The sequence below is a fragment of the Mycolicibacterium doricum genome, from assembly GCF_010728155.1.
Lineage (GTDB): Bacteria > Actinomycetota > Actinomycetes > Mycobacteriales > Mycobacteriaceae > Mycobacterium > Mycobacterium doricum.
In genome coordinates this window covers 217326-229377 of sequence record NZ_AP022605.1, presented here as the reverse complement: position 1 = coordinate 229377, position 12052 = coordinate 217326, and the positions used below count along the sequence as shown (strand labels likewise).

The following is a 12052-nucleotide window of genomic DNA, read 5'->3' as shown; positions in this document are numbered from 1 at the left end:
ACGGTGCGGGCTCAGGTGGTCGGGTGGGCGGCGAACCACTCCAGCAGCAGGCCCGCGAGTTCGTCGGGCCGTTCCTCGGGGATCCAGTGCGAGGCCCCGGACATGATCTCGAACCGGTACTTCCCCGACACGTAGCGCGCGGTGTCGTAGGCGCCCTTGGCCAGCAGCGCGGGATCCTCGTCGCTCCACACGAACATCGTCGGCACGGTGATCTTGCCGCCGGTGGCGCGCGGATCCATCAACGGCATCCCGCGGTACCAGTTGATGCCTGCGGTCAGGGCTCCCGGTTCCAGCATGGCGGCGACGTCGCGCTCGGCGGCGGCTTGGGTCTGTCCCATGCGGCGCAGCGCCCCCGTCGCCAACGCGCCCCGTCGCCGGGTCAGCAGTAGTTCGGGCACATAGGGCAGCTGGAAGAAATACATGTACCAGGACGCCAGGCCCTGCCTGCTGGTCGCGAGCGCCTTGAGGAACGCTCCCGGATGCGGCACCGACACCGGGACCACCGTGGCGAGCCGCTCGGGCATCTCCGCGGCGACGCTCCACGCGACCGCCGCACCCCAGTCGTGGCCGACGACGTGCACGCGCTGCGCGCCGCTGGCGTCGATCAGCGCGCCGACGTCGGCGACCAGTTCCGCCATGCGGTAGTCACGGCGGCGCCGCGGCCGCGCGCCGGGCGAATATCCCCGCTGGTTCGGCGCCAGGCAGCGGTAGCCCTGCGCGGTGAGCCGCTCGATGATCGCGTCCCAGCTGCTGTTGCGCTGGGGGAATCCGTGCAGCAGCACCACAACCGGGCCGTCCGCCGGTCCCTCGTCACGCACATCGAACACCAGGCCGTCGCGCCGGTACTGATCCATACCGCTCAGCATGGCACCTCGGGAAAGTTCACGGAACGGGTGTCCAGCACATCTCTCACGCTCGCCAAACCAGGCGTCCTGAGCGGACGCTCAGTGCGGTGGTCGGCCGGCCTCCAGCGCGCGGATCAGGCTGGCCGCATCCCACGGCCCCTTGTGGCGCTTCCCGTTGACGAAGAACGTGGGCGTGGAGTTGAGGTCCATCACCTCGGCGTCCTGCGCGTCGTCGCGCACCCGGTGCAGCACCTTCGAGGGGTGGACCCGGACATCCTGGTCGAACTGTTCGATGTCCAGCCCGATCGCGACCGCGTAGCGGTACATGTCCGACCAGTCCAGGTCGTCCTGGTGGGCGAACAACTCGCGGCCCATGTCGAAGAACTTGCCCTGCAGCGCGGCGCCTTCGCTGGCGCGGGCGGCGTCGAACGACCGCGGGTGCGCACGTTGCAGCGGGAAGTGGCGCCACACGTACAGCAGGTCGTCGCCGAAGTGAGCGCGCACCTCGTCGATGGCGCCGGTCGCGCGGCCGCAGAACGGGCATTCGTAGTCGCCGTACTCGACGAGGATGAGCGGCGCGTCCGGATGGCCCCGGATGTGGTCGCGCTGCGGGTCGACGGCACGCACCAGGGTCAGGCCGACGGGTTCGGGTGGGCTGACCCGGTCGGTGAGCCGGAACAGCGCCCAGCTCAACGTGAACGCCAGCAGCGAAGCGATCAACACGCCGACGCGGGCCAGGTCCTGACGGGCCGGGTCCTCGATCGCGACGTCGACGATGAACAGCGAGATCGTGAAACCGATCCCCGACAGGGCCGCTCCGCCCGCCACCCGCCGCAGCGAGAGCCCGGGCGCCAGTCGGCCCCACCCGGTGGCACTCATCAGTGCGGTGGCCGCGGTGATCCCGACGAACTTCCCGATCACCAACCCGGCCACCACGCCCCAGGTCAGCGTCGAACTCATGGCGGCGGCGACGGTCTCCTCGTCGAGGTGCACACCGGCGTTGGCGAGGGCGAAGATGGGCAGCACCAGGAACGACACATACGGACCGACGGCCGTCTGCAGCCGCTCGTTGATCGAGACCGATTCGCGCAAGCCGCGTGTCACCGCCCTGGCGTACTGCGGATTGGGTGACTGACGGAACGCCCGCACGAGGCCGAGGGTCTGCTCGACCTGCTTGCGGTCCGGAGTGAATACCGGGATCAGCACGGCCACAGCCACACCCGCCAGTGTCGGGTGCACGTGCGCGAGGTACAGCGCGATCCACAGGGCGAAACCGAGTACGGCGTAGGCGGGTCCGCGAAGAGAGGGCAGTTTGCGCACGCCCGCCAGCGCGGCGATGAGCAGTGCCGCGACCGCCAGCGGTGCCGGGATCAGATCGTCTGTGTAGAACAGCGCGATCGCGCCCAGTGCGCCGACATCGTCGACGACGGCCAGCGTCAACAGGAAGATCCGCAGGCGGGCCGGGAATTTGGGTTTGATCACCGCCAGGGCGCCGACCAGGAATGCCGTGTCGGTGGAGATCACCACACCCCAGGCCTGTGCGTCCTGTCCCGAGGGGTTGAACACGAGGAAGATGACGGCGGGCACGATCAGCCCGGCGACGGCGGCGACGACGGGCACCGCAGCCCGCGACCGGTCGGTCAATTCACCGATCACGAACTCGGCCTTGACTTCCAGCCCGACGATGAAGAAGAAGAAGGCCATCAGGCCGTCGTTGACGAGGTGTTTGACCGACAACTCGGCGCGGTACTCACCGAAGCTCACCGCGACGTCGGTGTCCCAGAACGTCGAATAGGTTTGCGCCCAGGGCGAGTTGGCCCACAGCACCGCCAGCACGGTGAAGGCAAGCAGCAGTGCGGCGGCTCGGTTGTCGGTCGAGCTCGGGGTCTTCGGATCCCGGTTGAAACGGCTCGGCAGCGATCTGAGCGTGCGGGCGGACGCCTCGGTCATGTTCCGGCGGGACCTGGTTCGGTGGGCCGTGACTCGGTGGATCCCGCGCCGGAGGGCTGAGCGCTCACCGCGTGTGCGGCCTCCATGAGCGTCCATCCCGACAGTTGCACCGACAGATCCCGTTCCGGGATCTCCGAGGCGTTGACCGCACCCTCGACGGATTCAGCCTGCCGGCCGGCGGCGGTGGGCAGTTCGGCGGCGCGTTCCCAGAACGCCCCGAAGAGCGGGAGCCCGCCCCCGTCAACGCCGACGGTCTGCCGGTTCTCCCAGGCCGCCTCGGCGGAGTCGAGTACGAGCCGTCGCGCGGTGTCGCGGGCAGCGATGTCCTCGGCGGTGTCTCCCGGAAGCGTGGTGGCGACCACGGCGAGGTAGCGCGCGAGGATGCCGTTGAACAGGCCGCCGTCGCCGCCGCCGGCTCCTTTGATGACGCCGTCAGGGGCCATGTGTTCGGCGACGGCCCGAACCAGTCGGTGCACCCGCAGGGCGTGCTCACCGGCGCCGATGCGCACGGCCAGTTCGGTTTCCAGCCCGAGCACCACGCCCTGGCAGTAGGTGTACTGCGCGCGCACCAGCGATCCGCCCTTGACCCCGTCGAACACCAGCTTGGTGTCCGGGTCGATCAGCACCTCGTCGATCCAGTCGGCCATCTGCTGAGCCCGTCGCAGCCGGTCGTCATAACGGACCAGGAAGATCCCGGCCGGGCCGTTGGCCGGTGCGTTGAAGAACTGGTCCTGTTTGCGCCATGGGATGCCGCCACCGTCCTCCGGCACCCAGGCGTTGACAAGCTGTTCACACAGTGTGTGGAGCGCGCGGGGCTTCGCCACACCGGTGAGCCGGCCGGCGCGTTCCAGGGCGAGCGCCAGCCACGCCATGTCGTCGTAGTAGTCGTTGGTCCACCGGCCTATGTTGCGGAGGAGATGTGCTCGGATCTGCCGAGCAATGCGTCGCTGACGCTCCGGATCCGGCTCGCGCAACTGCGCGTCGACGAGGCAGTCCAGCAGGTGGGCCTGCCACCAGTAGTGCCAGGTGCGCAAACGCTTGTGCGGTCCGGCCGCCGGCCAGGCCACCACGCCGAGCTGTGTACCCGGCAACCCCCACAGGCGTCGAAGGTGCCGTTGGGTGATCGCCGCCTCGGCGCTTGCCGCCCGGTTGGCCCACAGCTGATCCATGGGTCGATCCTGCCTCACCGGCCGGGCCGCTGATACCGTTCCCGGGCTGCGGGCGGCTCGTTGATGGCGGCCCTCGACGACCTGGCGATCTCCGAACTACTACCAGGCCTTGCTGAGGTCGGCATGCTGGACGATCCAGGTGTGCATGGCGATGCCGGCGGCGACGGCCGCGTTGATGCTCCGTGTCGAGCCGAACGAGGCAATTGACACCGTCAGCCGTGCACCGGCTTTCGCGTCGTCGGTGATACCGGGGCCCTCCTGACCGAAGATCAGCAGGCAGTCCCGCGGGAGATCGGTGTGTTCCAGCGGCACCGCACCGGGGATGTTGTCGACTGCGACGGCGGTCAGGCCCGCTGTGGCCGCGAAGTCGAGCAGTTCGGCGGTGCCGTCGTGATGGCGGAGGCGCTGGTAGCGGTCGGTGACCATGGCGCCGCGGCGATTCCAGCGGCGCCGGCCGACGATGTGCACGGTGTCGACCGCGAAGGCGTTGGCGGTGCGCACCACCGCGCCGATGTTGGCGTCGTTGCCGAAGTTCTCGATCGCGATGTGCAGCGGGTGTCTGCGCCCGTCGATGTCGGCGACGATCGCCTCGCGGGCCCAGTAGCGGTAGCCGTCGACGACGTTGCGGGTGTCGCCGTCACGCAGCAGGTCCGGATCGTAGCGCGGATCGTCGGGCGGGTCACCGGCTCTCTCTACGGACCACGGCCCGACGCCAGGGCCCTCACCCCATTCGGTGGGACCCGGTTCCTCAGTCATCGGTGCTCCACAGCGCGCGTCGGCGCGGCGTAGGTGTCGGTCGATCCTCGGCAGTCCGAGCAGCCGGTGACCGCGACGAGCGGAACCGTCACGGCGACGGCGGTGAGCGCGCCCACGGCGATCAGGTTCGGCCGCGACCGCGGCCAACGGTCCTGGTCATGGCGCGGACGAGGTGCCGCGGGACCAGCCGGCTGACGGTCGTCATGACCTTGTACTGCACACCGGGCACGATGACGACCTTGTCCTTGGCGACGTCGGAGAGGCAGTCGCCGACGACGTCGTCGACGTCGAGCCACATCCACGAAGGCGTACCGGACATCTCGATGCCGGCCCGCTGGTGGAATTCGGTGCGGACGAAGCCGGGACACAGGGCGTGCACCCCGACCCCGGTCCCACCGAGCCCGTTGGCCAGCCCTTCGGAGAACGCGATCACCCACGCCTTGGACGCCGAGTACGTCGACCCGCGACCGGGAAGCAGACCCGACACGCTCGCGACGTTGATGACGGTGCCGGCGTGCGCGTCGAGCATCGGGGGGAGAGCTGCGTGGGTGAGCTGCATGACCGCGGTGACGTTGACGTCCAGCTGGGATTGCAGTAGCGGGTAGTCGGCGGTCCAGAACTCTCCGGAGGTGCCGAATCCGGCGTTGTTGACCAGCACCCGGACGCCTTGGGACAACCGCTCGGCGACTTTTGTGCGGTCGTCGGCCTCGGCCAGGTCGGCGGGCAGCAGCTCGACGCCGGCGCCGGCCTTGCGGAGCTCCCCCGCGAGCGCGCCGAGACGGGCTTGGTCACGGGCGACGAGGACGAGGTCGTAGCCGTCGGCGGCGTAGCGACGCGCAAAGCCCTCACCGAGGCCGGAAGTCGGTCCGGTGATCAGCGCAACGGGGCGGGGCATTGCGGGTGGGCGCGCTCAGCGCTGGAAGTTGGGCGACTGGTGCCCGTTGCGCGCCGGCGGGGTCCGGGGCGCGGTGTCCGGCCGCGCTGCGGGCGGACGGTCGGGACGGCCGGCGTCGGGACGTTGCCCATACGGACGGGCCGGGGCGGCCAAGCCGGGACGGCCGGCGTCGGGGCGGCCCTGCGGCGGTTCGGGCTGCCGATGCGGCGCGGGAGTGGTGGGCCGGCTGGGTGAACCGCTACGCCGGGCCACCGCTTGCACGGAGTCGGTCTGCGGGATCGGCGGCAGCACGCGCAGCAGGTCGTTGAACTGCCGCACGGTACGAAGACCCTCGTCCCACTGGGCCCGCGTGCTGTTGACCGGCATGCTGATCAGCGTCCAATGCTGCTCGTTCCACATGATCTCGGCGCAGTCTGGGGCGGTGTGGGCGAAGGTGACCATGCGCCGGTCACAGGCGCGGCGGGCCGCGTCGAGGTTGGTGGAGTACACCATGCGGGGACCGATCGCCCCGAGCAGCCAGATGTCGTTCTCGCGGGGCTCTTTGATGCCCTTGAGCCGCATGTCCACGACGACGTTGGTGCCGACCTTGCGGTGCAGCGCGATCACGGTGGCGACATCCTCGAGGTCGAAGATGAACACCGCCTCGCCGCGGATCTGACCGAGCACGACGTTCTTGGCGGTGACGTCGCCGACAGTGGACATCACGCCGCGTTTCCAGCGTTTGAGGATGTCGGCGGATTCGTGTTCGTAGTCGAAGCCGTGCGACTTGGCCCACGACTTCCGGCGTCGGCCGAGCCCGCGTCGACGGTCGATGTCGACGTAGAGAAGCACGGCTGCGCCCACGAAGCAGAGCGCAGACAGCGTGAACCAGAGCGGGACCATCGGACCCAGCCTACTTGCTGGTACCGCTTTCGCCCGAACTCAAGTTGGTCACAACCCCGTTTCGGGCGTTGTCCGCGCCTCTCGAGTCACACACGCCACTGCACTGACGTTGACTCTGCGAAGAGGGCGAGGAAGTGCGTGTGCGCACCGCCCTCCGCGCAGAGTCAACGGTCAGCTGCAACTCATCCCGCGCAAGCGCTCATCCCAGCACTAGGGTCTTCGCGCAAGCGCTCATCCCAGCACTAGGGTCTCGCCGTCCGGGGTGACATTGACCGCTACGACGTCGCCGTCGTGGACCTCGCCGGCCAACAGCATCTTGGCCAACTGGTCGCCGATGGCCTGCTGAACCAACCGGCGCAGCGGCCGGGCGCCGTATTGCGGGTCGAACCCGCGCTGAGCCAGCCACTTCTTCGCCGGCAGCGACACCTCCAGCGTCAACCGGCGCTGCGCGAGCCGCTTGGCCAGCTGCTGCAGCTGGATGTCGACGATGTGGACCAGCTCCTCGGGATTGAGCCCGTCGAAGACGATGACGTCATCGAGCCGGTTGATGAATTCCGGCTTGAACGCCGAGCGCACCGCAGCCATCACCATCTCCTCGGTACCGCCGGCGCCCAGGTTGGACGTCAGGATGAGGATGGTGTTGCGGAAGTCGACCGTGCGGCCCTGACCGTCGGTCAACCGGCCCTCGTCGAGCACCTGCAGCAGCACGTCGAACACGTCCGGGTGGGCCTTCTCGATCTCGTCGAACAGCACCACCGTGTACGGCCGACGGCGCACCGCCTCGGTCAGCTGACCACCCTGGTCATACCCGACGTATCCCGGAGGTGCACCGACCAGTCGAGCGACGGAGTGCTTCTCGCCGTACTCGCTCATGTCGATGCGGACCATCGCTCGCTCGTCGTCGAAGAGGAACTCCGCCAGAGCCTTGGCCAGCTCCGTCTTACCCACACCGGTCGGGCCCAGGAACATGAAGGATCCGGTCGGCCGGTTCGGGTCGGCGACCCCGGCGCGGGAGCGCCGCACCGCATCGGACACGGCCACCACGGCCTTGCGCTGGCCGACGACGCGCTTGCCCAGCTCGTCTTCCATGCGCAGCAGTTTGGCGGTCTCACCCTCGAGCATGCGGCCCGCCGGGATACCGGTCCACGCCGACACCACTTCGGCGATGTCGTCGGGTCCGACCTCCTCCTTGAGCATGACGTCCTCGCGCGCCTCGGCCTGTGGCACCGCCGCGTCGAGCTTCTTCTCGACTTCGGGGATGCGGCCGTAGCGCAGCTCGGCAGCCTTCTCCAGATTGCCGTCGCGTTCGGCCCGGTCGGCCTCGCCACGCAGCGCCTCCAGCTGCTCCTTCAGTTCCCGCACGGTGTCGATGGCGTTCTTCTCGTTCTGCCACCTGGTGGTGAGCTCCGCGAGCTTCTCCTTGTAGTCGGCCAGCTCACCGCGCAGCTTCTCCAGCCTGTCGACGGACGCTTCATCTGTTTCTTTGGCCAGCGCCATCTCCTCGATCTCGAGGCGACGGACCAGCCGCTCTACCTCGTCGATCTCGACGGGCCGGGAGTCGATTTCCATGCGCAGCCGGGAGGCCGCCTCGTCGACCAGGTCGATGGCCTTGTCCGGCAGGAAGCGGGCGGTGATGTAGCGATCAGAGAGTGTCGCAGCGGAGACGAGTGCGGAGTCGGTGATGCGCACGCCGTGGTGCACCTCGTAACGCTCCTTGAGGCCACGCAGGATGCCGATGGTGTCCTCCACCGAGGGTTCGCCGACGTAGACCTGCTGGAATCGGCGCTCTAGCGCGGCGTCCTTCTCGATGTACTTGCGGTACTCGTCGAGCGTGGTGGCACCGACCAGCCGCAACTCGCCGCGCGCGAGCATCGGCTTGATCATGTTGCCGGCGTCCATGGAGGAATCGCCGGTCGAACCGGCGCCGACGATGGTGTGCAGCTCGTCGATGAAGGTGATGATCTGACCTGCCGAGTTCTTGATGTCGTCCAGGACGGCCTTGAGCCGTTCCTCGAACTCACCTCGGTACTTGGAGCCGGCCACCATCGAGCCCAGGTCCAAGGAGACGACCGTCTTGTCGCGCAGGCTCTCGGGCACGTCACCGGCCACGATCCGCTGGGCCAGGCCCTCGACGATCGCGGTCTTGCCGACGCCCGGCTCGCCGATCAGCACCGGGTTGTTCTTGGTACGACGGGAGAGCACCTGCACGACGCGGCGGATCTCGGTGTCCCGGCCGATTACCGGGTCGAGCTTGCCTTCACGTGCGCGCGCGGTGAGGTCGGTGGAGTACTTCTCCAGCGCCTGGTAGCTGCCCTCGGGATCGGGGCTGGTGACCCGGGCGCTGCCACGGACCTTGACGAACGCCTCGCGCAGGGCCTGCGGCGATGCGCCGTGGCCGGTCAGCAACTTGGCGACGTCCGCGTCGCCGGTGGCCAGGCCGACCATCAGGTGCTCGGTGGAGACGTACTCGTCGTCCATCTCGGTCGCGAGCTGCTGAGCGGCGGTGATCGCCGCCAGCGACTCCCGGGACAGCTGCGGCTGGCTGCTGGCGCCGCTGGCGCTGGGCAGCCGGTCGATGAGGCGCTGCGTCTCGGTGCGAACGGTCGCGGGTTCGACGCCGACGGCCTCGAGCAGGGGTGCGGCAATGCCGTCGTTCTGGGTCAGCAATGCCATCAACAAATGGGCGGGCGCGACCTGCGGATTGCCGGCGGCACTGGCCGCCTGCAACGCCGAAGTCAGCGCCGCCTGGGTTTTGGTCGTCGGGTTGAACGAGTCCACGACACCTCCGATCGTCTGGTTGGAATGCTTCTCGCCTTACTCAACGCGGTCAATATTGAGTCTGTTCCGCTCAAGTATGACAAATTCCGGGGAGTTGCGGAACGGAGCGAAGGCTCAGGACTCCCAGGTCGGCCGCGAAAGCCAGCGCCCTACGGCGCCGAGGAATCCCCCGCCGGCCAGCCTGTCATAGAGCGAGTAGGTGAAAGCGGTGGTCAACAGCAGTGTGGGCAGCGGCTCACCAGTCGGTTGTAGGCAATCCAACTTGTACACGAACGAGCTGTCTGCCCTGCCGGTGTATCGCCCCTGTCGCTCGACCGTGGCGATCACAGATCCAGCGGCGTCGCGGATCGGCGTCCGGACGTCTGCATACCGGTTACGCGAAGGATCAATAGTCAGATCTGCACCGGCGAATATTCTTTGGCCGGATTCGAGCACGATCGCCATCCGGGCTGTCCGGAACGCCTGTCCGGAGGCGTTCGTCTGACGCACCTGACCGATGATGACGCCCGCGGGATCGCAAACCTCCAGTCGGTGGTGTGGTTCAGCGAAACGCGTAACGGACAGTATCGGCGCACCGTCGGGGCCGATCATCTGGAAATGGAGAGTGCGGGGCGACCTGCCGACGCGAGTTGCAACGGCCGAGCGCGACACGAGCAGAGCGACCTGATTCCCAACCTCATCGCCAACCCACCAGGACACATGCTGTTCACGACGGTCGTCCGAGGACCGCAGAAAAAGCGCGGGCCGGCCCAGCGGGAAGCCACCGTGCGCTGCGCCGAACGCGGCCGCCATCTGCGCCGATCCATCGGCGGTATCGCCGGTCCACTGCCGACCATCGAAGAATCTGAATTGCGATGGATCCCAGGGATCGGCGAACCACCCGGGCGGTGTGCCCGGATGCGCGTCATCTCCGATGACTCACCTCCATCGAGCGGGACGCCGTAGCGTCGGCCGTTGGATCGTACCGAGCAAAGGCGAAATTGGCGCGTACCGTACCCATAGCGCACTGCTACGGTGGATTCGGGCGGAGAGGCGGTACCGATTCGATGGGGCTGTTCGACGACTACGGCGAAGTGCTGCAGAAGGTCGGAAGTGCGATGAGAACGTTCGACCCCTTCGGCCCGATAGGTGCTGCGGGCGAGATGCTTTCGGGAGTATCCGAGACTGCCCGGCTCATCGATCAGAACGGCGTCGACACGCTGTGGAATCTAGCTGGAAACGCAGCGGAGATGGCCAGCGTCGCGCAGAGCATGCTGCCGCTGGCGAAGCAAACCCTGATCATTCAAGGGGGCCTGAAAGCCGTACTGGCAATGCAGTACGAATGCGGGTTCACCAATGAACCGAATCGAGGAGATGGCTACAGCACGGGCGCGCAACGCTTCAATGACATCGCCGATACACTGTCGGTCGCGGCTCCCGACGAAAGATGGACCGGTGCGGCGGCCGAAGCGTACGCCGCCGCGAACGACCGTCAGAAGCTGCGCGCCAAGAAGATGGTCGATGCCGATCTCGACGTACGGATGGCGTTATCAGCGGAGGCCGGCGAGGTTGAGACAACGCGACGCATCCTCAACAACGCTGCGATGATGATGGGCAATGCGATCGCGCCTGCCCTCGCAGCGCGAGCGCTAGGCAAGCACGGCAAAGCGCTCTCCCTGTCGATCGAGACCTCGGTGGTCGGCACATCGATACCCACCTGCATCTGGTACATGAACCAGCTGGCAGACGTCTCCTCCAGATCCGCAGCGAGTATCGAAGCAGCCACCCGCCTGTACCAGGAAGTGGCAGATGATTGTTATCCGACGAGGATGTAGGGATTCTCTGAAATGACCGAAGGCCCGGGTCAGCTGCGACTGTCTCCCGCCCATCTACGGGAGCTGTCGGACAAACAGAACCATGCGGCGAATCAGATCTCCGCGGCGGCCACACTGACTGTGGGAGTCGCCGCCGACGTCGAACGCACACACGGCCAGGTCTGCGCACCCGCATTCGCGGCGGCGGCAGCCGCCGAAGAGGCACGCGCCGAGGCATGTGCCGCAGTGCAGTCGGTGTCAGAGGCGTTCGCGGGCAACCTCGAGCGCGCGCTGATGCACTACAAGAAGACTGACATGGATGGGCGCGCAGAACTCGACGGCGCCATGCGACCCGGACCATGACGGACAGTGACGAACTCGGTGACGACGAGTTAGCCGCTCTCGGATCCTCCTCACCGCGATACGACGACGACACCGACAGCGACCTCGACGCTCTGGGTCTTTACAGTCCGACCGATCCCGGCAACGGTGGCGGCGACCCCGCGGAGGATCTGGTGTTCACCGCGGCCAACCCCCCGGGGACCGTCGCGGTGACCGCCCTCTTGAGTGGCGAATGCAAACGAATCGACCTGGCGCCCGCGGTGGCAGCGCTTACCGAGACGGACCTGGCTGCGGAGATCGTGGCCGTCGCGAAAGTGGCGGCACATAAGGCAGGTGCGGGGGCATATGAACTTATCTCCGAGTTGTTCCGGAGACAGGGTCAGAACCCTGCTTCGGTCCACGATTTACTGCAACACCAGCTGCACCTTCCCACCCCGGGACAGGCGGTGTCCTCCGCAGCCGAACTAGCCGCCCGCTACTGGTAGTCGCAGACTGCGACCAGGTCTCGGCGGCGAATACGACGAAAGTCATGACGTAAAGCGCTGCCACCACCGACGTCACCCAGTTCTCCGCCGCCCGCTGACTCCCCGCTCGGAGGTCGAGCACCCGATTACTCCGGCGACGCGCTGAGGCGCCGCATAG

The 12052-nt window shown here is 67.6% G+C and carries 11 protein-coding genes and 1 pseudogene; 3 read left to right on the top strand and 9 right to left on the bottom strand.

Annotated features, from left to right (window positions below; translation table 11 throughout):
• Positions 1 to 11 precede the first annotated feature (11 nt).
• The 9 genes and pseudogenes from G6N07_RS01050 to G6N07_RS20825 all read right to left on the bottom strand — a co-directional run.
• On the bottom strand, positions 12 to 854 hold the full coding sequence (locus tag G6N07_RS01050; protein WP_235849657.1) for an alpha/beta fold hydrolase: 843 nt from the start codon (positions 852 to 854) through the stop codon (positions 12 to 14).
• A 90-nt stretch (positions 855 to 944) separates the two neighbouring features.
• On the bottom strand, positions 945 to 2795 hold the full coding sequence (gene nhaA / locus G6N07_RS01045; protein WP_085189491.1) for a Na+/H+ antiporter NhaA: 1851 nt from the start codon (positions 2793 to 2795) through the stop codon (positions 945 to 947).
• The gene (locus tag G6N07_RS01040) at positions 2792 to 3964 is read right to left on the bottom strand and encodes a glycoside hydrolase family 76 protein (protein WP_085189489.1); all 1173 of its coding nucleotides are present in this window, start codon (positions 3962 to 3964) and stop codon (positions 2792 to 2794) included. The genes nhaA and G6N07_RS01040 overlap by 4 nt, the downstream gene beginning before the upstream one ends.
• A gap of 99 nt (positions 3965 to 4063) precedes the next feature.
• The gene (locus G6N07_RS01035) at positions 4064 to 4720 is read right to left on the bottom strand and encodes a TrmH family RNA methyltransferase (protein ID WP_085189487.1); all 657 of its coding nucleotides are present in this window, start codon (positions 4718 to 4720) and stop codon (positions 4064 to 4066) included.
• Positions 4721 to 4841: 121 nt separating this feature from the next.
• Entirely contained in the window at positions 4842 to 5615 is a 774-nt protein-coding gene (locus G6N07_RS01030; protein ID WP_085189485.1) for an SDR family NAD(P)-dependent oxidoreductase, read from the bottom strand.
• A gap of 15 nt (positions 5616 to 5630) precedes the next feature.
• Entirely contained in the window at positions 5631 to 6497 is an 867-nt protein-coding gene (ttfA, locus tag G6N07_RS01025) for a trehalose monomycolate transport factor TtfA (protein ID WP_085189483.1), read from the bottom strand.
• Positions 6498 to 6728: 231 nt separating this feature from the next.
• Positions 6729 to 9275, bottom strand: coding sequence for an ATP-dependent chaperone ClpB (gene clpB / locus G6N07_RS01020; protein WP_085189481.1), 2547 nt, complete (start codon positions 9273 to 9275; stop codon positions 6729 to 6731).
• Positions 9276 to 9389: 114 nt separating this feature from the next.
• Positions 9390 to 10067, bottom strand: coding sequence for a hypothetical protein (locus G6N07_RS01015; RefSeq protein WP_235849656.1), 678 nt, complete (start codon positions 10065 to 10067; stop codon positions 9390 to 9392).
• Positions 10068 to 10079: 12 nt separating this feature from the next.
• A pseudogene (locus G6N07_RS20825) lies at positions 10080 to 10190 on the bottom strand (DUF2510 domain-containing protein); the annotation flags it as partial.
• Positions 10191 to 10321: 131 nt separating this feature from the next.
• Here G6N07_RS20825 and G6N07_RS01005 point away from each other — a divergent pair.
• The 3 genes from G6N07_RS01005 to G6N07_RS00995 are packed head-to-tail and all read left to right on the top strand — an operon-like array spanning position 10322 to position 11895.
• Complete coding sequence (locus G6N07_RS01005) at positions 10322 to 11089, top strand: EspA/EspE family type VII secretion system effector (protein ID WP_109749300.1); 768 nt, start codon at positions 10322 to 10324, stop codon at positions 11087 to 11089.
• A gap of 12 nt (positions 11090 to 11101) precedes the next feature.
• Positions 11102 to 11431, top strand: coding sequence for a type VII secretion target (locus G6N07_RS01000; RefSeq protein ID WP_085189477.1), 330 nt, complete (start codon positions 11102 to 11104; stop codon positions 11429 to 11431).
• On the top strand, positions 11428 to 11895 hold the full coding sequence (locus G6N07_RS00995; protein ID WP_085189475.1) for a hypothetical protein: 468 nt from the start codon (positions 11428 to 11430) through the stop codon (positions 11893 to 11895). Before G6N07_RS01000 ends, G6N07_RS00995 begins: the two co-directional genes overlap by 4 nt.
• Positions 11896 to 12052: the final 157 nt, after the last annotated feature.